Origin of the sequence: Plantactinospora endophytica (assembly GCF_016862915.1) — a bacterium.
Taxonomy (GTDB): Bacteria; Actinomycetota; Actinomycetes; order Mycobacteriales; family Micromonosporaceae; genus Plantactinospora; species Plantactinospora endophytica.
In genome coordinates this window covers 58,984-83,953 of record NZ_BONW01000008.1, presented here as the reverse complement: position 1 = coordinate 83,953, position 24,970 = coordinate 58,984, and the positions used below count along the sequence as shown (strand labels likewise).

Below are 24,970 nucleotides of genomic sequence, written 5' to 3'. Positions count from 1 at the left end.
GGGGAGCATGCCGAAAGCCATCTGGAACGACCTGGTCATCGCGGAGAGCGCGGACACCGTCGTGGTCGAGGGCAACCACTATTTCCCGCGTACGGCCCTGCGCGACGACCTGGTCCGGGAATCCGACACGCACACCTTCTGCCCGTGGAAGGGCACCGCGTCGTACTACAGCCTCGAACACGAGGGGCGGCGCAGTGACGATGCCGTCTGGTATTACCCCGAGCCGAAGCCGGACGCCGAGATGGTCCGGGACCGGGTCGCCTTCTGGAAGGACGTCCAGGTCGTCGACTGAGCGCGGCTGCCCCGGGCGCCCGGCGAGCGGGGCGGTACGGCGCGGCACGCAAGCGGGAGGCGGACGGGCACGGACAGCGGTCGCGGCACCAAAAGGCGCTAGTTGTGGCATAAGCCTGCGAAGGCCACCTTTCGGGTCGGATCCTTGACCCGTGGCGACGTACGAGTACCGGTGTCCCCGGGACGGGACCTTTCCGGCGCGGTACCCGATCGGGCAGGCGCCCGGACAGGTCCGCTGCGCGACCTGTGCGGCGGAGGCCGTCCGGGTCTACTCGGCACCGTCGCTGCGCGCCATGCCGCGTCCGCTGGTCGCGGCCCTCGACCGGGCCGGCCGCAGTGCCGAGGCCCCGGAGGTGGTCTCCCGGGTTCCCGGCCGACGCGTCGCGCCGGCCCGACCGGCCCATCCCGGGCACGCCCGTCTGCCACGACCCTGACGGGTGAAAGGGAAGCCGCGATGCCCGAGCTGTTGTTTCCGCTGGACTCGACGAAGAGGTTCCCCGAGCAGGCACTCGTCGGCCACAACAGGTGGCATCCGGACATCCCGCCGGTCGCCACCGTCCGGCCCGGCCAGTCGTTCCGGGTGCACTGCCGGGAGTGGTTCGACGGTGCGATCCACAACGACGACTCGGCCGCAGACGTCCGGGACGCGCCGCTGCCGATCGTGCACGCGCTCAGCGGCCCGTTCTCGGTAAGCGGCGCGGAGCCCGGCGACCTGCTGGTGGTCGACATCCTCGACGTCGGGCCGATCCCGCAGGAGGACTCCGGTCCGCTAGCCGGCCAGGGCTGGGGCTACACCGGGATCTTCCCGAAGCAGAACGGCGGAGGCTTCCTGACCGACTACTTCCCGGACGCGTACAAGGCGATCTGGGACTTCAGCGGGCAGCAGGCCACCTCCCGGCACGTGCCCGGGGTGACCTTCACCGGAATGGTCCACCCCGGGCTGATGGGTACCGCCCCGTCGGCGGCGCTGCTGGCGAAGTGGAACGAGCGGGAGGGTGCGCTGCGGGCCACCGATCCGGACCGGGTGCCGCCGCTGTCGCTGCCGCCGCTGCCCGACGGTGCGATCCTCGGCTCGCTGACCGGCAGCGACTTCGACCGGGTCGCGGCGGAGGCGGCCCGGACCGCGCCGCCCCGGGAGAACGGCGGCAACCAGGACATCAAGAACATGACCAAGGGAACCCGGGTCTTCTATCCGGTGTACGTCCCGGGCGCCAACCTGTCCATGGGGGACCTGCACTTCTCCCAGGGCGACGGCGAGATCACCTTCTGCGGCGCGATCGAGATGGGCGGCTTCCTCGACCTGCACGTGGACGTGATCAAGGGCGGGATGACGACGTACGGGGTGTCGGAGAACGCGATCTTCCTGCCCGGGATCGTGGCTCCGCAGTACAGCCAGTGGCTCGCCTTCTCCGGCATCTCGGTCAGCACCGACGGGGAGCAGCGCTACCTCGACTCGCAGCTCGCCTTCCAGCGCGCCTGCCTGCACGCGATCGACTACCTGACCCGGTTCGGGTACAGCCCGGAGCAGGCGTACCTGATCCTCGGCGCCGCCCCGATCGAGGGGCGCTTCTCCGGCGTGGTGGACATCCCGAACTCGTGCGCCACGGTGTACCTGCCGACGGCGATCTTCGACGTCGACGTACGCCCGTCGGCCGCCGGGCCGGCCCGGGTCAGCCCGGGGCAGGGAGCGCCGAAGGCGACGTTCTGACCAGGCGTACCGCTGGCCGGGGATGCCGACCATGGTGGGCTGCCCAGCGGGCGGGGCGCTGGGGAGGCGTGGGTTGCCGCTAACGGCGGCGGCGCCGGGCGGTCGGGCGGGCCGGCTCGGGCGGTGCGGTCGGCGGCTCGACCAGGCGGAGTCGCCGGGCGGCCGGGCCGATCGTCAACCGCTGTCCCCAGGCCATCGTCAGGTGGTCGGCCTCCAGCCCGTCGGCGAAGACCACCAGCCGCTCCCGTTCCGCGACGACCTCCAGCGACTCGGCCGGCCCGAGCCGCCCGGCGGTCAGCGACGCTCCGGTCGCCGGGGACGGCCACGCCTCCCGGACGAACCAGCACAGCGCCGGCTCGTCGGGGGCCGGCAGCGGCGGTGCTTCCGAACGTTCCCTGGCGATCGAGGCACACCAGCCGGTGGCACCGGTCCCGGTGCCGACCACCAGTCCGGAGGAGGACTGGCGTTCCCGCCGGCCGTCGGCGGTGGAGAGCAGGTAACGCGCCGACTGGTGGCCGGGGTGACCGGCGTAGACCTCGTTGAGCCCGATCAGCTCCTGGCCGTCGTCGAGCGCGGCCCGGACCATGGTCCGCTCGCGCACCGGAGCGCGCCCGGCGACCACCGCCGGCAGCAGCCGGGCGACCTCGGCGGGCGCGAACCTGACGAGTACCCCGGCGTTCTGCCCCGGCTCCGGGTCCACGCCGAGCACCGGCTGCCCGTCGAGGTACTTGGCGACGTTGGCGACCAGCCCGTCCTGGCCGACCGCGACCACGACGTCCTCCGGGGCGAACGGGAACCGGGCCAGGTCGTCCCGGTCCGCCCTGCCCCGCCGCCAGTCGGCCGGGACGGCCGCGCCGACGGTGGTCAGGGCCGCCTGGAGCGCGTCGTGCCGGGCCACCACCTCGGCCAGGTCCCGCCCGCGCTGTCCCAGGTAGTAGCCGGCGGCGGCCCGGGTGCCGTGGTGGGCCAGCAGTTCGTCCAGCTCGCTGCGCCGGCTCACCACGACGATCCGGGGGGCGAGGGTGGCGCTCACCCGGCCCGCCCCGCCGGTGCCGCCACGCTCATCGGGACAGCCGGCCCAGCAGGCCGGTCAGCACGTCCGGGGTGACGGTGAGCTGGCCGATCTCGGGCAGCTGGCCGGCCACCTCGCGGACGGCCAGCGCGTGCAGCACCTCCGGGGACAGGTCCCGGTACGCCGCCAGTCGGGCCGCCTCCGTCTCCGCCTCGGCGAGCCCGACCGCGCGTACCCCGTCGGCCTTCGCCCCGGCGAGGGTGCGCTCCTTGTCGGCCTCGGCGGCGGCCAGCACCCGGGCCCGCTCGGCTGCCGCCGCGTTCGCGACCTTCTCCCGCTCGGCCTTGCCCTGCGCCACCGCCAGCTCCGCCGCCGCCTCCAGCTCGACCCTGCGCCGCGAGTTGGCGCCGTGCTGCTCGACGAGTTGCTGCTCCCGGCGGGCCAGCTCGATCTTGTTCTGCAACTCGTTCTCGGCGATCGCCCGCTCCTGCTCCACCGCCTGCGCCCGCCGGGCGTAGGTGGCCCGGTCGGCCTCGACCTGCACCGTCTCCCGGGTCGGCGTCTGGAGCGCCCGTTCCATCTCCGGCTCCGGCCGGACCGCCACCACCCGCGCACTGACCACCGACACCCCGACGTCGGTGAGCCGTGCCTCGTCGCGCAGCGCCGCCGACACCGCCTCGCGGACTCCTGCGATGTCGGTCAGCGCCTCGGCCAGCGGCACCCGGGCCAGCAGGTCGAGCGCCGGCTGCTGGGCCAGTTCGGCCAGCAGGGTGGCCACCTGGTCCAGTGGACGGCCCCGGGCGACGCCCCTGTGCGGGTCGACCGAGAAGTCCAGCCGGCTCGCCGCCACCGCCGGGTCGGCGATCCGGTACGTCACCGTCGCCTGCACGGTGACGTCGGCGAAGTCGCTGGTCCGGGCGTGGAACAGCAGCGGCAGTTCGCGGTCGTCGACCGGCACCTCGCTGAGTACGCCGACCAGCGGCCGGTACCAGAAGGACTGCCCGACCCCCTCGTGCCGGACCCGGCCCCGCACCGAGTGCCGGATCCACGTGGTCGGCGCCCCGCGCAGGTGTCGCAGGAACAGCCGCCTGGTCACGTCGGCCATGACGCGCCACCTCCCCTGTTTTCGTCGCCACGACGATAAAGGGGAGACCTATTTCGCGTCAAGCCGCCGATAAATCCTCCGGGCGAGCAGCGGAGCAGGGTCCGATTGCAGGACACGCAGCGGCCAGGTTGACGGTCATCACGACGTCCCGGGCGACGGCCGTGGATCAGCCGCCGACCAGTTGCGGATAGAGCGCGGTCAGGTCGGCCGAGAGCCCGGCCTTCACCCGTCGGGAGACGTCGTCGGCGAGCACCTCGAAGGCGCCGGCCTCGACGCCGTCCAGCGCCTGCCGGGCGACGTCCCCCGGGGCGAGCTTCGGCGCGTCGATGTGCGCGGCCATGTCCGTGTCGACGTACCCGACGTGCAGGCCGGTCACCCCGACGCCCTTGGCGAGCAGTTCCAGCCGGAGCGAGTTGCTCATCGACCAGAGTGCCGCCTTCGAGGCGCTGTACGAGCCGGACAGCGCGAGCCAGGAGAGCACCGAGTGGATGGTGAGGACGTGTCCCCCACCGGCGGCCACCATGCCCGGCACGAAGGCCCGGGTCACGGCGAGCGGGCCGAAGAAGTTCGTCTCGAACTCGCGACGGACGTCCTCCACCGGTCCGTCGAGGAAGTTCGCGGCGACCGCGCCGGCCGCGTTGTTCACCAGGAGCGTGACGTCGGGTGCCCGCCGGGCGGCCTCGGCGACCGACCCGGGATCGGTCACCTCCAGCGCCAGCGGCACGACGTCCGGGTTGGTGACCGTACGCGGGTCGCGGGCGGTGGCGTAGACCTTGCGGGCACCCCGGGCCAGGGCCTCGGCGGCGATCGCCCGGCCGAGCCCCCGGTTGCCGCCGGTGACCAGTACGACGGCGTTTTCGACCTGCATGGTGGAACCTCCGAGAAGTGGAAACCGATCAGTTTCCGCAACCGTAAACCGATCGGTTTTCATCCGCAAGTACGCCCGGGTACGCTGCCCAGGTGACCTCGACGACCGACCCGGCGACGCCCCGCGACCGGCTGCTGCACGCGGCGGCCGACCTGTTCCACCGGGAGGGCATCACGGCCACCGGGGTCGAGCGGCTCTGTCAGGCCGCCGGCGTCTCCAAGCGGACGATGTACCAGCTCTTCGAGACCAAGGACGCCCTGGTGGCGGAGAGTCTCGCCGCATGCGGTCCGGCGGTGGTCGCGGTACACCTGCCGGACGAGACGTCCGGACTCGCCCCCCGCGAGCGGATCCTCGCCGTCTTCGCCCACCTGGACGAGCTGTCCGGATCATCGGAATATCGGGGCTGTCCGTTCCTGAACACCGCCGTCGAACTCCGGGACCCGCAGCACCCGGCCAGCGTGGTCGCCCGTAACCACAAGCAGCGGCTGACCGACTTCTTCGCCCGCCAGGCCCGGCTGGCCGGCGCCGCCGACCCGGAGACGCTCGCCAGGCAGCTCACCATCGTCTACGACGGTTCGGCCAGCCGAGCCGTTACCCAGGGCGCCGGGCTGGACGGGCTGGCCACGCTCACCGCCTCGGCCCTGCTCGACGCCCAACTCGGCACCACCTGAGCCGCGCTCTGTCGCGGCACCCGCCCCCCGAACCCCGCCCAGCCGCGATCGGTAGCAACGCCCGGACCCCGAACCCCGCCCGAGCCAGCAGCGTCCCCCCGACGACACGCGCTCGATCCGGCCCGTACCCCGGAAGTGCGGGTACGGGCCGGATCCCCCCGAGCGACCGTCGCGTCATCCCCCGGGACGCGGCGGTACGTGGTTCGTCAGCGGCTCAGCCGCTGGTAGCGCCGTACGGCCAGCGGCGCGAAGACCGCGATCAGCAGCAGCGGCCAGGCGACCGCCAGGAGCATCGGGTGCTGCGCCGCCCAGGAGTCGCCACCGGTGCCGGGGTTGCCGAACAGCTCGCGGCTGGCCGCCACCGTCGCCGACAGCGGGTTCCACGACGAGATCGCACCGAGCCAGCTCGGCATCAGGTCCGGGGCGACGAAGACGTTGGAGAGCGCGGTCAGCGGGAAGGCCAGCGGAAAGACGATGACTCCGACGGTGTCCGGGTTCGGCACCATCAGGCCGAGGAAGATGCCGACCCAGGTGAGCGCCAGCCGCAGCAGCAGGATCAACCCGACCGCGGCGAACGCGTCCAGCAGGCCGTTTCGCCACTGCCAGCCAACCAGCAGGCCGCAGACCACCAGGATGGTCATCTCCAGCAGGGCACGCAGCACGTCGGCGCCGGTCCGGCCGGTGACCAGGGCGGTCCGGGCCATCGGCATCGACCGGAACCGGTCGACCACGCCCCGGCTGACGTCCATCGCGATGCCGCTGGCGGTGGCGCCGAGACCGTACAGCATGGTCATCACGAAGACTCCGGGCAGCAGGTACTCCCGGTAGTTGCCCGCACCGGTCGCCATGCCGCTGCCGAAGACGTAGCCGAAGACCAGTACGAACATGATCGGCAGGCTGAAGTAGATCACGATCTCCTCGGGCGACCGGATCACGTGCGCCATGTTCCGGCCGGTCATCACCCAGCCGTCGGCGACCGCCCACCTGAGCCGGGCCAGCGGACCGGTCGGCCGACCGGTGTCCCGCCGGGCCGGACCCACCGCCGCCACCGCCCGATGCTGTTCGCGCAGGGTGCTGGTCATGCCGCCACCTCCGCCGTGCTCGGCCGCGCCGCTCCGGGCTGGTGCCCGGTGAGGTGCAGGAACGCCTCGTCCAGGGTCGGCCGGCGCAGCGCGATGTCCTCGACCGCGATCCCGGCGTCCCGCAGCGCCCGCATCACGTCACCCAGTGCGGCGACCCGGTCCACGACCGGGGCGCTGAGCTGCCGGATCTCGGGGTCGACCGTCACCGGTCCGGCGGAGGAGCGTTCGACGATCCCGGCGGCGGTGCCGAGTTCCGCCGCGTGCCGGACCACCACCTCGATCCGGTCGGCCCCGATCCGCGCCTTCAACTCGGCCGAGGTGCCCTCCGCGACCACCCGTCCGGCGTCGATCACGAGAATCCGGTCGGCGAGCTGGTCCGCCTCCTCCAGGTACTGCGTCGTGAGCAGCACGGTGGTGCCGTCGGCGACCAGGCCACGTACCGCCGCCCAGAGCTGGTTGCGGCTGCGTGGGTCGAGGCCGGTGGTCGGCTCGTCGAGGAAGAGCACCCGGGGCGTCATGATCAGGCTGGCCGCCAGGTCGAGCCGGCGGCGCATTCCGCCGGAGTACTCGGCCGCCGACCTGGTTGCCGAGCCGGTCAGCCCGAACTGCTCCAGCAGCTCGTCGGCGCGACGCCTCGCGATCCGGGCCGGCAGGTGGTGCAGCCGACCGAAAAGGATCAGGTTCTGCCGACCGCTGAGCACCTCGTCCACCGCCGCGTACTGCCCGGTCAGGCCGATCACGCCGCGTACCTGCTCGGGCTGGCGGGCCACGTCGTACCCGGCCACCCGGGCCCGACCGGCGTCGAAGCGCAGCAGTGTGGAGAGGATCCGTACCGCCGTGGTCTTGCCGGCGCCGTTCGGTCCGAGCAGTCCGCACACCGTGCCGGCCGGCACACTGAGATCGAACCCGTCCAGGGCCCGGGTCGCGCCGTACCGCTTGTGCAGTCCCTCGGCGACGACCGCTGATGTCTCCGTTGTCATGCCCCGACGGTCGCCGACCGCGCTGACCGGTCACGCACGAGCCGCTGACGGCGACGCCGACCGGCCACGCACCAGGCGGGCGTCACCGGTCGGCGGCCGGACCACCGGCACCGGAACCCGATCGACGCACCTCGTCCTCGGCGGCGGCCTCGGTGGCGTACAGCCGGAGACCGGGCGGCTGACCGGCCACCGCCGCCACCGGAACCCGATCTACTCGGGGAGGGCCGGGGTGCGGTCAGGATTCGTCGAGCAGGCCGAGTGCGGCTGTCCGGCTCAGCGCCATCCCCTCGGCCCGGACCCGCCGGTACGTCGACTCGCCGAGCCGCTCCCGGACGACGGCGGCGACCGGTGCCGCCTCGATCGCGACCAGGCCGCCGGGTCCGCCCTGCAACACCGCCACCGCGCCGAGCAGCCGGCCGGCCCGCTCGACGGCGCCGGCCCGGAGTACCGGCCCGACCAGGCCCTCGACCGCGACCGTCAGGGTGGCCTGCTCCCAGACCCCGACGGCGGCGCCGAGCACCTGACGGAACCGGGTACGGGCGGCCCGGGCGGCATCCGCGCCGCCGATCGCCGTCTCGATCTGCCCGAGGGAGACGAGCACGGCGAGCCGGATCCCCTCGGCCCCGAACCAGCCGGTCGGGCACTCCGCCAGCGCCTGCTCGCAGAGCCGCCGCGCCAGGCCGAGGTCGCCCCGCTTCCGGGCGATCTCGCCGAGTCCCAGGTGCGCCGCGGCCAGCAGTTCCGGCGCTCCGGCCGGCAGGGCAAGTTCCACCACTCGCTGGTAGTCGTCAGCCGCACCGGCCAGGTCACCGGCGCCGAGCCGGCCGTCACCCCGGGTACGCAGCAGTTCGGCCATGTCGAGCATCGAACCGAGTTCGTCGGCCAGCCGCAGCGCCTCGTCGACCAGTTCGGTGTGCGCCAGGTCGCCGCGCCGGTAGGCCAACTCCGTCATGATTGTCAGCACCAGGATCGTCCCCCAGCGCTCCCCGATCACCCGGAAGTCCGCCAGCGCCTCGCCGAGCTTGGCGTGCGCCTCCTCGTACCGGCCGTCGAGCATCCAGACCATCCCGAGGCCGAGCCCGGCCAGCGCCCGGCTCCACGGGTCGGTACTGAGCAGTCCCGCCCAGCCCTCCGGGGTGGTCAGCCGGTTCTCCGCCATCCCCGGCGGCGGGCCGTTGGCCACCCCGGAGAGGTAGAGCAGGAACGGCTGCCGGGGTGGCCGACCCAGGTTCCACAGGATCGAGGCGGCCGGCTCGACGCCCTGCGGCCCGGAGCCGTACCCGCCGAGCGAGGCGTGCAGCAGGCAGAGCGCGTACTCCTCCTCGAAGCCGGGTGGCGGCGTACCGTCGAGTCGCTCGACCAGTTGGGCGGCCAACGCGGCGCCCTCGCCGCGCAGCCCGCGCAACCACCAGTAGAACGACAGCGCGGCGACCAGTTCCAGCGCGGTGCCGAAGTCGGCGCCGGCCATCGCCCGGCGCAGCGCGGCGTGCAGGTCGTCGCGGTCGGCGTCCAGCCGGCGCAGCCACTCCAGTTGCTGGGCGCCGCGCAGCCGCTGGTCGGCGGTGTGCGCCAGATCGAGGAAGTACGCCGCGTGCGCCCGCCGCAGTTCGTCGGCCTCGCCCGCCTCGGCCAGTCGTTCCGCCCCGAACGCGCGTACCGTCTCCAGCATCCGGAAGCGCCCGCCGCCCGCCTCCACAAGGGACTTGTCGACCAGGCCGGAGAGCACGTCGAGCAGGTCGGCGCCGAGCGGCTCGCAGATCCGCTCGACGGCTGCCAGGTCGGCACCGCCGGCGAACACCGTCAACCGGCGGGCCAGTCGCGCCTCGGCCTCGTCCAGCAGGTCCCAACTCCACTGCACCACCGCGCGCAGCGTCTGGTGGCGGGGCTGGGCGAGCCTGCTGCCCCGGGTCAGCAGCCGGAACCGGTCGTCGAGCCGGGCCGCCACCTCCGTGACCGGCAGCGCCCGGAGCCGGGCCGCCGCCAGCTCGATCGCCAGTGGCAACCCGTCGAGGGTGCGGCAGATCCGCAGCACCGCCGCGAGGTTGTCGGGGCCGAGGGCGAACTCCGGCGACACGTCCCCGGCCCGCTCGACGAAGAGCCGGACCGACGCGTACGCCGGGGCTGCCTCGACGGTCGCCCCGGCCGGGGGCAGGGTCAGTCCGGAGACCGGGCAGAGCGCCTCGCCGGTGAGTCCGAGCGGCTCCCGGCTGGTGGTGAGGACGCGTACCTGTGGGCAGGCGCCGAGCAGCCGGGCGACGAGTCGGGCGGCGTCGGCCACGACGTGCTCGCAGTTGTCCAGTACGAGCAGCAGGCTCCGGTCGGCGAGCGCCGTGACCAGCCGGTCGGCGGCGTCCCGGGGGCCGCCCTGGGCGCGCAGCGCGGCGTCCCGCAGGTGCAGCGCGGCCAGCACGGCCGGGGTCACCTCCGCCCCTGCGGTCACCGCCGCGAGTTCGACCAGGCAGATCTCGCCCGGCTGCCGGCCGGCCGCCTCGATCGCCAGCCTGGTCTTGCCGGCGCCGCCGGGACCGTGCAGGGTGACCAGCCGCGCTTCGCCGAGCAGCTTGCCGACCCGACCCAGTTCCTCCTCCCGCCCGACGAAGCTGCTGAGCTGCCCGGGCAGCCCGACCACCGGCGGCCCGGATGGCGCCGCACCCGCCGGGGACGGCAGGGGCGGTCCGGCGGCCGGCGGGGGCGGCGCGGCGGATGACCAACGCGGCTGGGGCGACGGGTTCGGCCGTAGAGACAGCGGGGAGGGCGCGGTGACCGGCGTGGTGCCTTCGGCGCGGACCGGAGCCGGCGAGGCGGCGGCCAGCGCGGGGTCGTCCCGCAGCACGGCCACGTGCAACGCGGCCAGCTCCGGCGAAGGGTCGGTGCCGAGTTCCTCGGCCAGCAGGCGCCGGCCCTCCTCGAAGGTGGCCAGCGCCTCGGCCCGCCGTCCGGCCGCGTGCAGGGCGCGCATCAGCAGGCCGCGCAGTCGCTCCCGCAACGGGTACGCCGCCGCGAGTTCGCGCAGTTCGGCCACCGATGGCCCGGCCCCGGTCAGGTCGAGTTCCGCCGCGACCCGGTCCTCGATCGCGGTCAGCCGCAGCTCGTCGAGGCGGATCGCCTGGGCTCGGGCGAACGGCGCCTCCCGGACGTCCGCCAGCGGCTCGCCGCGACACAGGTCCAGCGCCGCGCGCAGCAGTTCGACGGCGTGCCGACGGTCACCACCGGCCAGCGCCCGCTGCCCGTCGGCCACCAGCCGGCCGAACCGGTGCACGTCGACGTCCTCCGGGTCGACCGCGATCCGGTACCCCGCCGGGTGGAACTCCAGCACCGGCTCCGGCCCGTCGACGCCGGAGAGCACCTGGCGGAGCCGGGACACCTGGGACTGCAACGCGTTGCCGGCCCGACCGGGCGGGTTGTCGCCGTAGAGGCCCTGGATGAGCCGGTCGGCCGAGACCACCCGGCCGGCGTCGAGGAGCAGCAGCACCAGCAGGGCGCGCAGGCGCGGGCCACCGACGACGAGTCGCCGGCCGTCGCCCGCGTACACCTCGGTGGCGCCCAGGATGCCGAACCGCATGGCGTCGATTGTCGCCCACCCCGGCCCGGCGCCCCGCACGCGTCCGGCCGCCGTCCGGCGGGACGGCCGGGTCGGGCCGCCGGCAGCCATGCCGTACTGCGAGGGCTTTGTGCATTTCACCGCTTTACTGCCCTGGTATAGCTAGCTTTGGGGGTGTTCAACGCGACTCGATCCGACCGAGGAGGAGGCCGAGGGGATGGACGTGGAGGTCAGCCTCCGGGTGGACGGGACCGCGCACCGGGTCACCGTCGACATCCGGACCACCCTGCTGGACGCCCTGCGGGAACGGTTGGGCAACACGAGCCCGAAGAAGGGCTGCGACCACGGGCAGTGCGGCGCCTGCACGATCCTGCTGGACGGCCGGCGGGTGAACAGTTGCCTCGCCCTCGCGGTGGCGCACGACGGGGCCGAGATCGTCACCGCCGCCGGCCTCGCCGCCGACGGCGAACTGCACCCGATGCAGCGCTGCTTCATCCAGTACGACGCCTTCCAGTGCGGCTACTGCACGCCGGGGCAGATCGTCTCGGCCGTGGCGATGCTCCGCGAGGCCGAGGCGGGCTGGCCGAGCGCGGTGACCGCCGACGGTGTGGCGGCCGGTGACGGGGGTCGGACAGGGCTGGACGCCGACGAGATCCGGGAACGGATGAGCGGCAACCTCTGCCGCTGCGCCGCGTACGCGAACATCGTGCCGGCGATCCAGGAACTGGCCCGGCGATGAGACCGTTCCGGTACGCCCGGGCCGATGACGTACGAGGGGCCGTCGCGCTGCTGGCCGAGGCGCCGGCCGGCGCGTACCTCGCCGGTGGCACCAACCTGGTCGACCTGATGAAACTCGACGTGGCCACGCCGGAACTGCTGGTGGACGTACGCCGGCTCACCTCCGACCGGGTCGAGGAGCTGCCCGACGGCGGGATCCTGATCGGCGCCGCCACCCCGAACAGCGACCTGGCGGCACATCCGCTGCTCCGGGGCCGCTATCCGGTGCTCTCCCAGGCGCTGCTCTCCGGCGCCTCCGGCCAACTGCGCAACCTCGCCACCGCCGGCGGAAACCTGCTGCAACGCACCCGCTGCGTGTACTTCCAGAACGTCACCACCCCCTGCAACAAGCGGACGCCTGGCACCGGCTGCTCGGCGATCGACGGGCACCACCGCGAACTTGCCGTCCTGGGCACCTCGCCGGAGTGCATCGCCACCCATCCGTCGGACTTCGCGGTGGCCCTGGCCGCGTTGGACGCCACGGTGCACACCGAGGGACCGGGCGGCGGGCGGCGCATCCCGATGACCGAGCTGCACCGGCTGCCGGACGGCGAACCGGACCGGGACACCGTACTGGCGCACGGCGAGCTGATCACCGCGATCGAGGTGCCCCCGCTGGCCTTCGCCACCCGCTCGCACTACCGCAAGGTCCGGGACCGGGCGTCGTACGCGTTCGCGCTGGTCTCGGTGGCGGCGGCGATCGACGTGGCGGACGGTACGGTACGGGACGTCCGGATCGCGCTCGGCGGGGTGGCGCACAAGCCGTGGCGGGCCAGCCACGCCGAGGAGCTGCTGCGCGGCGGCCCGGCCCTGGAGGACCGGTTCCGGGCGGCGGCCGAGGCGGAGTTGGCCGAGGCCCGGCCGCTGCCGGGGAACGCGTTCAAGGTGCCGCTGGCCCGCAACACCCTGACCCGTACCCTGCTCGACCTGGTCGACGGGCCGGCCTGAGCACGAGCCCGGCCGGTCTGGACACGAGCCCGACGGGCGGCCTGAGCACGAGCCCGGCGGCCGGCCCCGAGCGCCGCCACCTCGGCGGCGGTGGTCCCGCCACGGGTAGGTTGATCTGGTAGAACGTCGCACCGCGCCGGCCGCGCCACCCGGGGCCGGGCTCGACCGCAGGAGACCAACCGCATGACTTCAGAGCCGACAGTCCCGACCCGTCCGCTGGCGAACGGTGCCCGGATCCCGCAGTTCGGCTTCGGCACCTGGCCGTTTTCCGACGCCGAGGCCGAGCGGGCCGTGGCCGAGGCGATCGGGATCGGGTACCGGCTGATCGACACCGCCTACAAGTACGGCAACGAGGTGGGCGTCGGCCGTGGCCTGCGCGCCTCCGGGGTACCCCGGGAGGAACTCTTCGTCACCAGCAAGCTCAACGGCGAGTGGCACGGTCGGGAGAAGGTCCAGGAGGCGTTCCGGGACAGCGTCGACAAGCTCGGCGTCGACTACCTCGACCTCTATCTGATCCACTGGCCGATGCCGTGGCAGGACCGGTACGTCGACGCCTACCTGGGCCTCACCGACCTGCTCCGGGACGGCCGGGTCCGGGCCATCGGCCTGTCCAACTTCAAGCCGGCGCACATCGACCGGATCCGGGCCGCCACCGACGTCACGCCGGACGTCAACCAGATCCAGTTGGACCCGACGCTGACCCGGGACGCCGCCCGGGCGTACCACGAGAAGCACGGCATCGTCACCGAGTCGTGGGGGCCGATCGGCCAGGGTGGCGACCTGCTCGCCCATCCGGTGGTGACCGGGATCGCCGACCGGTACGGCCGGACGCCCGCGCAGATCGTGCTGCGCTGGCACGTCGAGCTGGGACTCGTACCGATCCCGAAGACTGCCTCGCCGGACCGGATGAAGAGCAACATCGACGTCTTCGACTTCACGCTCACCCCGGCGGAGGTAGCCGCGCTCTCCGCGCTCGACCGGGGCGAGGACGCCGCCACCGACTCCGACACGACCGGACACTGATCCCGCCGGGGGCGCCTTCGTGATCCGCGCCGACCGGACATCGATCCCGAGGGCGTCCTCGTGATCCGGGTCGAACGGACATCGATCGCGGGGGCGTCCTCGTCATCCGCCCCGACCGGGCCGGGAAGTCGGGACCGGCCGGGTCGCGTCGCTTAGGGCAGTTCCATCGTCTCTGCGACGGCGATCTCGTCGAGCGCGGCGGTCAGGTAGTCGCCGACCGCTCCGCCGGCGACCGTGAGCAGGTCGGCGACGAGCAGCGGCGCGTGCCGGGCCACCGCCGCCGGATCGGCCGTGGGCACCTCGTCGGCCATCTGGTGTACGCCGAGCGCACCGGTCAGCAGCAGCGCCAGTACCCCGACGTCCAGCCCCGACAGCCAGCCGGCGTTGCTCCGGGCACACCGGACCAGTACGGCCTGCACGTCCTCTCCGGCCAGCCCGTCCGGGTGCGCCTGCTCCAGCAGCATCCGGAGTACCGCGCCGAGCACCAGACCGACCTGCTCGGCCGGCAGCGCGGCAAGGTCACCGGCCGCCTCGTCGAGGGCCGCCTGGTCGTGCGCGCGGGCTGCCTCGACGGCACGGGCGGTGGCCTGCCCGATGGCCCGGGGCAGCGGTGGGGTCGCGGTCATCAGGACATTCAACCGGACGTACCCGCGCCGACCCGGCCGGGCCTCGCCGACCTCGCCCACCCGGCCGCGACGCTGTCGAAGGCCGAGCCGGGTGGGCGGTGGGGCTCAGTCGCCGGCGAGTAGCTGGTCGAAGGTGGTGGTGAGCCGGAACGGGTCGGCGGCCTCGGCCGGTTCGCGCCGGCCGACCTGCTCGGCGAGTTCCCGGGCGGCCCGGTCGATTCGGCCGCGCAGCGTGCCCTGGGCGCTGCCGCCGGCCCAGTCCTCCGGGGCGGCGAAGACCGAGGTCGGCATCACCACCGCCCGCAGGTAGCTGAACATCGGCCGGAGGGCGTGTTCGAGGGCCAGCGAGTGCCGGGCCGTGCCGCCGGTGGCACCGATCAGCACCGGCCGGTCGACCAGGGCGTCGTCGCCGAGTACGTCGAAGAACGACTTGAACAGCCCGCTGTACGAGGCGTTGAAGATCGGTGTCACCACGATCAGCCCGTCGGCACCGGCGACGGTGTCCAGGGCCCGCCGCAGCGCCTCGGACGGGAAGCCGGCGAGCAGGTTGTTCACCACGTCGTGCCCGTGGTCGCGAAGTTCCACCAGTTCGGTACGCACCGGTACGCCCCGGCGGTCGAGTTCGGCTGCGGTGGCCTGGGCGAGTTGGTCGGCCAGCAGTCGGGTGGACGACGGCACCCGCAGGCCGGCCGAGACGACGGCAAGGGTCCGGTCGGTCATCGGGCGGCTCCCGCCTCGGTCTCCGCCGTCGCCTCGGCGTCCCGCCGGGCCTTCATCGAGGCGTGCGTCGGCGCGTCCGGCACGTGTGCGGGGCGCTTCGCGGCGAACTCCCGGCGCAGCACGGGTACGACCTCCTCGCCGAGGATGTCCAACTGCTCCAGTACGGTCTTCAGCGGCAGTCCGGCGTGGTCGACGAGGAAGAGCTGGCGCTGGTAGTCGCCGACGTAGTCCCGGAAGCCGAGGGTACGGTCGATCACCTGCTGCGGGCTGCCGACGGTCAACGGGGTCTCCCGGGTGAACTCCTCCAGCGACGGGCCGTGCCCGTAGACCGGCGCGTTGTCGAAGTAGGGCCGGAACTCAGCCACCGCGTCCTGGGAGTTGCGCCGCATGAACACCTGGCCGCCGAGGCCGACGATGGCCCGGTCGGCGCTGCCGTGGCCGTAGTACTCGAACCGCTGCCGGTAGAGGCCGACCATCCGCTGGGTGTGCTCCTTGGGCCAGAAGATGTGGTTGGCGAAGAACCCGTCGCCGTAGTACGCGGCCTGCTCGGCGATCTCGGGGCTGCGGATCGAGCCGTGCCAGACGAACGGCGGGATCCCGTCCAGCGGTCGGGGGGTGGAGGTGAACGACTGCAACGGGGTGCGGAACTTGCCTTCCCAGTCGACGACGTCCTCCCGCCACAGCCGGCGCAGCAGGTCGTAGTTGTTGATCGCCAGCGGGATGCCGTTCCGGATGTCCTGCCCGAACCACGGGTACACCGGTCCGGTGTTGCCCCGACCCATCATCAGGTCGACCCGGCCGTCGGCCAGGTGCTGGAGCATGGCGTAGTCCTCGGCGATCTTCACCGGGTCGTTGGTGGTGATCAGGGTGGTCGCGGTGGAGAGCAGCAGCTTGCTGGTCCGGGCCGCGACGAAGCCGAGCATGGTGGTGGGTGACGAGGGTACGAACGGCGGGTTGTGGTGCTCGCCGGTGGCGAAGACGTCGAGGCCGACCTCCTCGGCCTTCAACGCGATGCTGACCATGGCCTTGATCCGCTCGGCCTCGGACGGTTCCCGTCCGTTCGTCGGGTCCGTGGTCACGTCCCCCACGCTGAAGATCCCGAACTGCATCGCCAGCTCCTCACTCGTACCCCGGGTACCCGGGGATCGCCCGGCACAACATACTTGCGGCGTCAACTATTCCGCCGGCCCGGGTCGGTGGAACGGACGACCACCCTCCGTGATATCTGCCATGCCGGCAGGCCGAAGATGCGCGGAACCCGGCGGATACGTTATCCATGTCGGGTGGAAGCTGGCAGCGCACGACCTGACGACGCGGCACCCGGAGCGGACGGCGCCCCGGCGGGCCCGTGGGCCCGGCCCGGCCCGACCGCGCTGCAACGTCAACGGGACATTTACCTGGGGCTGTCGATGTCCGCCCTGGCCCTGCTCAGCGTCGTGCTGTCGAACAGCATGGGCAGCTTCCCGCTCGGCCCGCCGCCGTCCTGGCCCGAGCAGTTGACCTGGGCGGTGCTGGTGGGGCTGCCGCTGATCTGGCGGCGTACCCATCCGGAGATCAGCACCGCCGTGCTCGCCGCGATCTTCATCGCCGCCCAGGTCCGGCACAGCCCGGAGGTGCTGGTCTCGTCCGCGACGCTGTACATCGCCCTCTACAGCCTCGGGGCCTGGGGACGGGACCGCCGGCTCTCCGCCCGGATCCGGATCGGCGTGATCGTCGCGATGTTCGCCTGGCTGGCCATCGCGGCGGGGCTCTCGGTCGCCTCGATGGAGTCGAACTTCCCGGGCGGGAACGGGCCGATCTCGCCGTTCCTGGCCGCCGCCATCAGCAGTGTCCTGTTCAACCTCGCCTTCTTCCTGCTCGCCTACCTGCTCGGCAACCGCACCTGGACCTCCGCGCTGCGCCAGCACGAGTTGGAGGTGCAGGCCGAGGCGCTGCGCCGGTCCCGGGCCGAGAACGCCGAGCGGGCGGTCACCCAGGAACGCGTCCGGATCGCCCGTGAACTGCACGACGTCGTCGCCCACCACGTATCCGTGATGGGCGTACAGGCCAGTGCCAGTCGGCGGGTGATGGACAAGGATCCGGACAAGGCCAAGACGGCGCTGGCCGCCGTGGAGCAGAGCGCGCGTACCGCCGTCGACGAGTTGCGCCGGATGCTCGGGGTGCTGCGCAACGCGGGCGCGAACGACGGGGCCCTCGGCTACGGGCTGGACCAGGTCGACAGCCTGCTCCAGGGTGCCCGGGACGCCGGACTCGCCGTCGAGTACACGGTCTACGGGACCCCGGTGCCGGTGCCGGAGTCGGTCTCGCTGGCCGGCTACCGGGTGGTGCAGGAGGCGATGACGAACACCATCAAGCACGCCCGGGCCAGCGCGGTCGACGTGCGGATCCGGTACCTGCGCCGGGAGGTCGAGGTGGAGGTGACCGACGACGGCCGGACCGGCCGGGCCGTGCCCCCGCCCCGCTCCCCCGGCGGCGGGCTCGGGCTGATCGGCATGCGGGAGCGGGTGGCCGCGCACGACGGCAGCCTGGAGGTGGGTGCCCGGGACGGCGGCGGATTCCGGGTACGGGCCCGCTTCCCGATCGTGTCCGGCGGTTCCGCCGACTCTGCTGCCACGGTGGCGACGGCATGACCGGGCCGACCGAAGACGGCCGGATCCGGGTACTCGTCGCCGACGACCAGCATCTCGTCCGGGCCGGCCTGCGGATCATCCTCGAAACGGAGGACGACTTCGAGGTGGTCGGCGAGGCGGCGGACGGCCGGCGGGCTGTCGATCTGGCCCTGGCCCAGCGCCCCGACGTCGTACTGCTGGACGTGGAGATGCCGCACCTGGACGGATTGGCGGCGACCCGGCAGATCGTGGCGGCCAGCGGGGCGGACGGGCCGGCGGTGCTGATCCTGACCACGTTCGACCGGGACGACTACCTGTTCGCCGCGTTGCAGGCCGGGGCGAGCGGGTTCCTGCTGAAGAACGGCTCGCCCGAGGAACTGGTCGAGGCGGTCCGGATCCTCGCCCGGGGTGACGCGCTGCTGGCGCCGCAGATCACCCGTCGGGTGATCGCGACCTTCGCCACCCCGGCCGGCACGGCCCCGAGCAGTCGACCCGGCGCGACCGGCGGACCGTCCGAACTGGACCGACGGCGGCTCGCCGAGTTGACCGAGCGGGAACGGGAGGTACTGGTGCAGCTCGCCGGGGGCGCCTCGAACGCCGAGATCGCCGAGCGGCTGCTGCTCGGCGAGGCGACCGTGAAGACCCACGTCTCCCGGGTGCTGATGAAGCTGGGGCTGCGGGACCGTACCCAGGCGGTGGTCTTCGCGTACGAGCATGGCGTGGTGACCCCCGGCGGTGCCGGCGGCTGACCGACCCGGCCGCCCGCCCCCGTTGCTCGGTCACCCGTGCGGTGGGCGGCGCCGGAAGTGGATCATCCCTGCGGTTCCGCCGCGCGACGGACGACCCCGGGCGCCGGCCGAACTACCGTCGGTTCCGCTGGTGCACCGTGCGCCGGCGGAGATCCTGGCGAAGGAGGCCGGATGCTGCGCGTGGCGTCCGTCGATCGGTCGTTCGGCGGCCGGAGAGTGCTCGACGACATCTCGTTCGAGGTGGTCCCGGGTCGGATGACCGGGTTCGTCGGCGCCAACGGTGCCGGCAAGACCACCTCGATGCGGATCATCCTCGGCCTGCTCTCCGCCGACTCCGGCACGGTGACCTGGAACGGCGAGCCCGTCACCCGGGCCGTCCGGCAGCGCTTCGGCTACATGCCGGAGGAACGCGGCCTGTACCCGAAGATGAAGATCCGTGAACAGCTCGTCTACCTCGGCCGGCTGTACGGGCTGACCGCGCCGGCCGCCCGGCGCAGCGTCGACGAGCTGCTCGACCGGGTCGGCCTGACCGAGCGGGCCGACGACCCGCTGGAGAAGCTCTCCCTCGGCAACCAGCAGCGGGCGCAGATCGCCGCCGCCCTGGTGCACGACCCCGAGGTGCTGATCCTGGACGAGCCGTTCTCGGGGCTCGACCCGATCGCCGTGGAGGTGGTCGCCGGGGTGCTGCGGGAACGGGCCGGCCGGGGCGTACCGGTGCTCTTCTCCAGCCACCAGCTCGACGTGGTGGAGCGGCTCTGCGACGACCTGGTCATCATCGCCGCGGGTGCGGTGCGGGCCGCCGGCAGCCGTACCGAGCTGCGCACCAGGTACGCGATGCCGCGCTACCAGCTCGTCCTCGACGGCGACGCCGGCTGGATCCGTGACGTGCCGGGGGTCTCCATAGTGGACCTCGACGGCGCCCGGGTCGTGATCGAACTCGCCGACCCCGCCGACGACCAGACGGTGCTGCGGGCCGCCCTCGCCCGGGGCCCGGTACGCAGCTTCGGCCCCATCGTCCCCTCGCTCGCCGAAATCTTCCGGGAGGTCACGCAGTGAACCTATTCCAACCTGAACCGCGCGGCACCCACGCAGAGCGTCCGACCTCGCGGTCCGTCGGAGCGCAAGGGGAGGTTCGGTGACGACGCTCGCCCCGCCCCGCAGCCAACCGCAGGCCGGACCGGCCGCCACCGGCACCTCGCTGTGGGCCGCGACCAAGCTGGTCGCCGGCCGGGAGATCGCGGTGAAGATCCGCGACAAGGCATTCGTGATCGGCACGATCCTCTTCCTGGTGATCGCGGCGGCCAGTACGGTGCTGCCGGCGATCTTCGCCAACGGCAGTTCGACGGTGGCCGTGGTCGGCACCGGCGACGTCGGCGCGGCGCTGGACCGGGCCGGCATGGAGGTGGTGGCCGCGACCGACGTGGCGCAGGCCGAGCAACTGGTCCGGAACGGCGACGTCGACGCCGCCGTGGTGCCGGGCGACGACCTCGGTGAGATCCGGGTACTGGCGATGGACCGTACCCCGGACTCGGTGGTCCGGGCGCTGTCCAGCTCTCCCCCGGTGCAGCTTCTCGACCCGGACGCGGTCGACCAGGTACTTGCCTTCCTGGTACCGATGTCCTTCTCGATGGTCTTCTTCTTCCTCTCCATCAGCTTCGGCGTGCAGATCGCGCAGAGCGTCACCGAGGAGAAGCAGACCCGCATCGTGGAGATCCTGGTGGCGGCGGTGCCGGTCCGGGCCCTGCTCGCCGGCAAGGTACTCGGCAACGGCGCGCTCGCGCTCGGCCAGGTGGTGCTGATCGCGCTGGTCGCGGTGGTCTCGATGCAGGCCGTCGGCGGCGACACCGCACTGCTGGCTCAGCTCGGCCCGGCCATCGCCTGGTTCATCCCGTTCTTCGTCGTCGGTTTCGTGCTGATGGCCTCGCTCTGGGCGGTCACCGGCGCGCTGGTCACCCGACAGGAGGACATCAGCGGAGCGTCCGGCCCGGCCCAGTTGGTGATCATGGCGCCGTTCTTCCTGGTGATCTTCCTCAACGGCAACCCGACGGCGATGACGCTGCTCTCCTACATCCCGTTCTCCGCGCCGACCGCGATGCCGCTGCGGCTGTTCTTCGGCGACGCCGCCACCTGGGAGCCGATCGTGGCGCTGCTGGTCCTGCTCGGTGCCGCCGCCCTCTGCCTGGTGCTCGCGGCCCGGCTCTACGAGGGGTCGCTGCTACGCACCAACGGCAAGACCAGCCTGCGGGCCGCCTGGCAGGAACGGGAGACCCGGGTCTCCTGAGGCCAGCGGGACCGCGTCCGGAGGTCAACGGGATCGACTGCCGGGGCGAGCGGAGATCGACCCCGCGACCGGCGGGATCGACTGCCGGGGCGCGGCCCGGGATCAGGATCGTTTCGCGGCGAGGCCGGTACACCGCCTCGCCGCGACGATCCGTTCCTCGATCCGGTCCCGGGTCGCGCCGGAGACGAGGACCGGCTGACCGGTACCGGAGACCCGGGCGGGCAGGAACTCGTTGCGGATCACCGTACGTCCCCGGACGGTCAGCCGGAGCACCCCCGAGTCGGTGCTCTTCGAGTCGCCGTACCAGAGGAAGTTGCCGAGCCCGTAGTGCACGTACGTCCGGCCGAGCCAGCCGTCGGCGAGCAGGGTGTGCGCGTGCGTACCGAGCACGATGTCGGCACCGGCCTTGGACATCCGGCCGGCGAAACTCTTCATCTCGCCGCTCGGGCACGAACTGCCCTCGATCCCCCAGTGCATGAAGACGATCACCAGGTCGGCCTGGCTCCGGGCGGCCCGGACAGCGGCGGTGGCCCGGGCGGCGTCGAACGCCATCGCCACCCCGGGTCGGGTCGCCGTCGGCGTCCACTGTGCCGACAGCTCGTGCACCTGCGACATGCCGAGGACGGCGATCCGCACCCCGCGTACCGTGGTCAGCCAGGGCGCGTACGCCGCGTCGGCGTTCCGGCCCGCGCCGAAGACCGGGAACCTCGCCTCCGCCGCCGCGTCGACGGTGTCCCGCAGTCCCACCGGCCCGTAGTCCAGTACGTGGTTGTTGGCGATCGACGCGGCGTCCACCCCGGCGGCGCGCAGGGCCGCGTACGCGCTCTTCGGCGCCCGGAAGTGGAACCGCTTCGGCTGCGGTGTGCCCCGGGAGGTCACCGCCGTCTCCAGGTTCAGCAGGGTCAGGTCGGCGTCCCGCAGGGTGGGCGCGATCCGGCTGAAGGCCGTTTCCGGCTCGTCGAGCAGCCGCAGCGTACGCCCGGTGAAGTGGACATCGCCGGCGAACGCCAGCCGTAGGTCGACCGGGGGCGCCGGAGTGGCCGAGGGGCTCGTCGCCGGGGTGGCCGGTGCGGTGGTCGCGCCGTTCGTCGGGGCCGCCGGGGCCGGTGGATCGTCGTCCGGTCCACCGGAACAACCGACCAGGACCGCCCCGGCCGTCACGCCCGCCAGCACCGCCCGCCACGCCCGCACCACGCCGCCGCCCATCCGCCGAAGGGTACGCGGAAGGGCACTTGCCGCGCTGCCCGCGCCGCGCCGCGAGAGCTGCCGCGCCCTGGCGGGTTGCGGGGAGCAGGCACGTCCCGCGCCGCGACAGCTACCGCACCCGGACCGGTGGCGGGGAGCAGGCACGTCCCGCGCCGCCCGCGCCGGACCGTCTCGCCCGAAGGTGCCGGCGGATGGTCAGCGGTGGGCGGTCAGCCGGCCGAGCAGGTCGAGTTGGCGGGGATCCTGCAACGCGGAACCCACCGCGACCACCCGGCAGCCCGCGCCGAGGAACGCCTCGGCGTTGTCGGCGTCCACGCCGCCGGTCGCGACGAACTTCACCGTCGGGAACGGGGCGAGTTGGGCACGGATCCAGCCGGTGCCGAGTTCACTGGCCGGGAACGCCTTGAGCCAGGTGTGCCCGGTGCGGAGTGCCCGGCCGATCTCCGAGGAGGTGGCGACCCCGGGCAGGTGGGCGAGGCCGAGCCGGGAGCACTCGGCGGCAACCTCAGGGTCGTACCCGGGGGCGACGGTGAATGCGGCGCCGGCCTCGTACACCGTCCGCACCTGGTCGGGGGTGACCACCGTGCCGGCGCCGACCGGCCGGCCCCGGTCCCGGCCGGCCGCGACGGCGGCGTGCAGCGAGGGCAGCGCGTCCGGGCTCTGCACCGGTACCTCGACCACGTCGATGCCGGCCGCCCAGGCCCGCTCGCAGAGCGCGACCGTGCCGGCCGGATCGAAGCCGCGCAGGATCGCCATCACCGGCTGGCCGGCGAAGAGGTCGTCGAAGTAGGCCGTCGATGGATTGGACACGCTGGCTCCGTTCATGGTCGGTCGTCCCCGTTCACGCTGGGTCCCCGTGCACGGTCGATCTCCGTTTCCGCTTGTTCCCCGTCCACGGTCGGTCCCCGTCCACGATCGACTGCCGTCCACGATGGATCGCCGTTCACGGTCGGTTGCCGTTCACGGTGGGTCTCCGGGCCAGCCGAGGTCGCGGGAGATCGCGGCGCAGGTTCCGGTCAGCTCCGGCAGGTGTTCGTGGAGCCGCTCCAGCGGGGCGAGTGCCCGCAACGCGGTGATCGACACCGCGCCGACCACCCGGCCCCGGGCGTCCCACACCGGTACGGCGACACAGTTGACGAAGTCCTCGAACTCTCCGTCGTCCTCGGCCCAGCCCCGCTCGACGATCCGGGCCAGTTCCGCCCGGAACGCCACCGGATCGGTGATCGTGGTGTCGGTGTGCCTCGGGTACGTCAGCCGGGCCAGGAAGCGTTCCCGGGCCGGCTGGTCGAGGTGGGCCAGGACCGCCTTGCCGACGCCGGAGGTGTGCGGGTCGACCGGCTGGCCGACCCGGGATCGCATCCGCAGCGCGCCCCGACCGTCCACCTTGGTCACGTAGACGATCTCGTCGTCGACGAGCTGGGCGAGGTGCACGGTGTGGCCGTACCGGTCGCCGAGCCGGACCAGGTGCGGATGGGCGACCGGATGCAGGTCGAGCTGTTCCACCGCCTGGTGCGCGATCGCCACCATCCGGAACCCGACGGTGTACCGGCCGTCGACCGGGCGGGCGAACCCGCCGCGTTCGAGGGTCTGCACCAGCCGCAGCGCGGTCGACCTGTGCACGCCGAGGTCGGCGGCGACCTCGCCGAGCGAGCGCGGCCGTTCGGCGAAGAGTTCGAGGATCCGCAGGGCGCGTTCGACGGTCTGGGACATGGTCGTACTCCCGGTCAGGCCGGTCCGACGGGCCGGTGCCAGGCGTCCGGGGTGATGCCCAGCTCCGCGCAGATCGAGTCCACCGGCGGCAGCTCGGCGAAGTCCGAGACGGAGCCGAGCGCGGCGCCGGCGACGAGGTGCCCGAGCCTCAGCCGGGCGGCGGCGTCGAGGCCGCGCAGCGCGCCGGAGAGCCAGCCGGCCGCGAACGCGTCGCCGGCCCCGACCGGCTCGACCACGTCGACCGGCCGGGCGGGCTCGACGGTGACGCCGTCGGCGGAGAACGCGGTCACGTCCAGCGCACCGTTCTTCACCACCACCGTGCCCGGCCGGTCGACCAGCGCCCGGACCTGCTCCGGCTGCTCGACGTCCCAGAGCCGGGCTGCCTCGTCCAGCCCGACGAACACCACGTCGGCGGCCTGGGCCAGCCGGAGCAGCTCGGTGCCGGCGGTGGACCGGTCGGGCCAGAGCGCGGGCCGGTGGTTGACGTCGAAGGAGACCAGCCGCCGCCCCGCCGGCCGACTGCTGATCAGGTGTTCGACCAGGGACCGGCAGCTCGCGGAGAGCGCCGGAGTGACACCGCTCAGGTGCAGTACGGCCGCCGGCACCGCGTCGACCCGGGCGGCGTACGCCAGGTCCATGCCGGCGGCGGCGGAATCGCGCCGGTAGTAGTAGACCCTGGTCCCGTCGGGGCCGGGATCTTTCAGGTAGACGGCGGTCGGGTGGCTCGGGTCGATCTCGACCAGCGAGGTGTCCACCCCGGTCGCCCGGACCTGCCCGACGACCAGGTCGCCGAGCGGATCGGCGCCGACCCGGCCGGCCCAGCCGACCCGGTGCCCGAGGGCGGCGAGGAACATCGCGACGTTGGACTCGGCACCGCCGGCCCGGAGCACGAAGGTCGACTCGGCGTCCAGCCGCCCGCCGGGCGTCGGGGTCACCATCGCCATGGTCTCGCCGACGCAGACCACGTCGAGCGGTGCCGAGGGCTGGCCGTTGGCCGTCTCGACCCGGGTCACCGAACTCCCGTCCGTTGCAAATCTTGCAACTATCGCTCAGCATGTGCACC

The 24,970-nt window shown here is 73.2% G+C and carries 24 protein-coding genes; 11 read left to right on the top strand and 13 right to left on the bottom strand.

Annotation, left to right across the window (positions count from 1 at the left end; translation table 11 throughout):
- Window positions 1–7: 7 nt before the first annotated feature.
- The 3 genes from Pen02_RS09880 to fmdA all read left to right on the top strand — a co-directional run bounded on the left by Pen02_RS09880 (window position 8) and on the right by fmdA (window position 1,999).
- Window positions 8–292 (top strand): DUF427 domain-containing protein, encoded by a 285-nt coding sequence (locus Pen02_RS09880; protein WP_203865639.1) that lies wholly within the window; start codon window positions 8–10, stop codon window positions 290–292.
- A gap of 151 nt (window positions 293–443) precedes the next feature.
- Window positions 444–725, top strand: coding sequence for an FmdB family zinc ribbon protein (locus tag Pen02_RS09875; protein WP_203865638.1), 282 nt, complete (start codon window positions 444–446; stop codon window positions 723–725).
- 20 nt (window positions 726–745) lie between these two features.
- Window positions 746–1,999, top strand: coding sequence for a formamidase (gene fmdA / locus Pen02_RS09870; RefSeq protein ID WP_203865637.1), 1,254 nt, complete (start codon window positions 746–748; stop codon window positions 1,997–1,999).
- Between the two features lie 79 nt (window positions 2,000–2,078).
- Here fmdA and Pen02_RS09865 read toward each other — a convergent pair whose 3' ends face one another.
- The 3 genes from Pen02_RS09865 to Pen02_RS09855 all read right to left on the bottom strand — a co-directional run bounded on the left by Pen02_RS09865 (window position 2,079) and on the right by Pen02_RS09855 (window position 4,984).
- Window positions 2,079–3,032, bottom strand: a complete 954-nt coding sequence (locus Pen02_RS09865) for a diacylglycerol kinase catalytic domain-containing protein (RefSeq protein ID WP_203865636.1) — start codon at window positions 3,030–3,032, stop codon at window positions 2,079–2,081.
- A gap of 28 nt (window positions 3,033–3,060) precedes the next feature.
- Window positions 3,061–4,116: an SPFH domain-containing protein gene (locus Pen02_RS42505; RefSeq protein ID WP_203865635.1), complete on the bottom strand. Its 1,056-nt coding sequence runs from the start codon at window positions 4,114–4,116 to the stop codon at window positions 3,061–3,063.
- Between the two features lie 166 nt (window positions 4,117–4,282).
- Window positions 4,283–4,984, bottom strand: a complete 702-nt coding sequence (locus Pen02_RS09855) for an SDR family oxidoreductase (RefSeq protein ID WP_203865634.1) — start codon at window positions 4,982–4,984, stop codon at window positions 4,283–4,285.
- 92 nt (window positions 4,985–5,076) lie between these two features.
- On the opposite strand from Pen02_RS09855, the gene Pen02_RS09850 reads away from it, so the two are divergent.
- Complete coding sequence (locus Pen02_RS09850) at window positions 5,077–5,655, top strand: TetR/AcrR family transcriptional regulator (protein WP_203865633.1); 579 nt, start codon at window positions 5,077–5,079, stop codon at window positions 5,653–5,655.
- Between the two features lie 206 nt (window positions 5,656–5,861).
- On the opposite strand, the gene Pen02_RS09845 is transcribed toward Pen02_RS09850, so the two are convergent.
- From Pen02_RS09845 to Pen02_RS41675, 3 genes are all read right to left on the bottom strand, one after another.
- Window positions 5,862–6,737, bottom strand: coding sequence for an ABC transporter permease (locus Pen02_RS09845; RefSeq protein WP_239140388.1), 876 nt, complete (start codon window positions 6,735–6,737; stop codon window positions 5,862–5,864).
- Window positions 6,734–7,717: an ATP-binding cassette domain-containing protein gene (locus Pen02_RS09840; protein WP_203865632.1), complete on the bottom strand. Its 984-nt coding sequence runs from the start codon at window positions 7,715–7,717 to the stop codon at window positions 6,734–6,736. The genes Pen02_RS09845 and Pen02_RS09840 overlap by 4 nt, the downstream gene beginning before the upstream one ends.
- Window positions 7,718–7,952: 235 nt before the next feature.
- Entirely contained in the window at window positions 7,953–11,279 is a 3,327-nt protein-coding gene (locus tag Pen02_RS41675) for an AfsR/SARP family transcriptional regulator (protein WP_239140386.1), read from the bottom strand.
- A 196-nt stretch (window positions 11,280–11,475) separates the two neighbouring features.
- Here Pen02_RS41675 and Pen02_RS09830 point away from each other — a divergent pair, with 196 nt between their 5' ends.
- The 3 genes from Pen02_RS09830 (at window position 11,476) to Pen02_RS09820 (ending at window position 14,006) form a co-directional block, all read left to right on the top strand.
- The gene (locus Pen02_RS09830; protein ID WP_203865631.1) at window positions 11,476–11,997 is read left to right on the top strand and encodes a 2Fe-2S iron-sulfur cluster-binding protein; all 522 of its coding nucleotides are present in this window, start codon (window positions 11,476–11,478) and stop codon (window positions 11,995–11,997) included.
- Window positions 11,994–12,983, top strand: coding sequence for an FAD binding domain-containing protein (locus Pen02_RS09825; protein WP_203865630.1), 990 nt, complete (start codon window positions 11,994–11,996; stop codon window positions 12,981–12,983). The genes Pen02_RS09830 and Pen02_RS09825 overlap by 4 nt, the downstream gene beginning before the upstream one ends.
- A gap of 183 nt (window positions 12,984–13,166) precedes the next feature.
- Window positions 13,167–14,006, top strand: coding sequence for an aldo/keto reductase (locus Pen02_RS09820; protein ID WP_203865629.1), 840 nt, complete (start codon window positions 13,167–13,169; stop codon window positions 14,004–14,006).
- Between the two features lie 152 nt (window positions 14,007–14,158).
- On the opposite strand, the gene Pen02_RS09815 is transcribed toward Pen02_RS09820, so the two are convergent.
- From Pen02_RS09815 to Pen02_RS09805, 3 genes are all read right to left on the bottom strand, one after another.
- Window positions 14,159–14,632: a hypothetical protein gene (locus Pen02_RS09815; RefSeq protein ID WP_203865628.1), complete on the bottom strand. Its 474-nt coding sequence runs from the start codon at window positions 14,630–14,632 to the stop codon at window positions 14,159–14,161.
- A 105-nt stretch (window positions 14,633–14,737) separates the two neighbouring features.
- Window positions 14,738–15,352, bottom strand: coding sequence for an FMN reductase (locus Pen02_RS09810; RefSeq protein ID WP_203865627.1), 615 nt, complete (start codon window positions 15,350–15,352; stop codon window positions 14,738–14,740).
- Complete coding sequence (locus Pen02_RS09805; protein ID WP_203865626.1) at window positions 15,349–16,461, bottom strand: LLM class flavin-dependent oxidoreductase; 1,113 nt, start codon at window positions 16,459–16,461, stop codon at window positions 15,349–15,351. Before Pen02_RS09805 ends, Pen02_RS09810 begins: the two co-directional genes overlap by 4 nt.
- A gap of 174 nt (window positions 16,462–16,635) precedes the next feature.
- Between Pen02_RS09805 and Pen02_RS09800 the strand changes: the two genes are divergently transcribed.
- The 4 genes from Pen02_RS09800 (at window position 16,636) to Pen02_RS09785 (ending at window position 20,991) form a co-directional block, all read left to right on the top strand.
- Window positions 16,636–17,982, top strand: a complete 1,347-nt coding sequence (locus Pen02_RS09800; protein ID WP_372445598.1) for a sensor histidine kinase — start codon at window positions 16,636–16,638, stop codon at window positions 17,980–17,982.
- Entirely contained in the window at window positions 17,979–18,710 is a 732-nt protein-coding gene (locus tag Pen02_RS09795) for a response regulator (RefSeq protein ID WP_203865624.1), read from the top strand. The genes Pen02_RS09800 and Pen02_RS09795 overlap by 4 nt, the downstream gene beginning before the upstream one ends.
- Window positions 18,711–18,881: 171 nt before the next feature.
- Entirely contained in the window at window positions 18,882–19,766 is an 885-nt protein-coding gene (locus tag Pen02_RS09790; protein ID WP_203865623.1) for an ABC transporter ATP-binding protein, read from the top strand.
- 142 nt (window positions 19,767–19,908) lie between these two features.
- On the top strand, window positions 19,909–20,991 hold the full coding sequence (locus Pen02_RS09785; RefSeq protein WP_203865783.1) for an ABC transporter permease: 1,083 nt from the start codon (window positions 19,909–19,911) through the stop codon (window positions 20,989–20,991).
- Between the two features lie 102 nt (window positions 20,992–21,093).
- Here the strand turns inward: Pen02_RS09785 and Pen02_RS09780 are convergent, their stop codons facing one another.
- The 4 genes from Pen02_RS09780 to Pen02_RS09765 form a co-directional block, all read right to left on the bottom strand.
- Window positions 21,094–22,197, bottom strand: a complete 1,104-nt coding sequence (locus Pen02_RS09780; RefSeq protein WP_239140385.1) for a CapA family protein — start codon at window positions 22,195–22,197, stop codon at window positions 21,094–21,096.
- Between the two features lie 195 nt (window positions 22,198–22,392).
- Window positions 22,393–23,007, bottom strand: coding sequence for a bifunctional 4-hydroxy-2-oxoglutarate aldolase/2-dehydro-3-deoxy-phosphogluconate aldolase (locus Pen02_RS09775; RefSeq protein ID WP_239140384.1), 615 nt, complete (start codon window positions 23,005–23,007; stop codon window positions 22,393–22,395).
- A 150-nt stretch (window positions 23,008–23,157) separates the two neighbouring features.
- The gene (locus Pen02_RS09770) at window positions 23,158–23,907 is read right to left on the bottom strand and encodes an IclR family transcriptional regulator (protein WP_203865621.1); all 750 of its coding nucleotides are present in this window, start codon (window positions 23,905–23,907) and stop codon (window positions 23,158–23,160) included.
- 14 nt (window positions 23,908–23,921) lie between these two features.
- Window positions 23,922–24,920 carry a sugar kinase gene (locus Pen02_RS09765; protein WP_239140381.1) on the bottom strand — a complete coding sequence of 333 codons (999 nt, stop codon included), beginning with the start codon at window positions 24,918–24,920 and terminating at the stop codon, window positions 23,922–23,924.
- Between the last annotated feature and the right edge of the window lie 50 nt (window positions 24,921–24,970).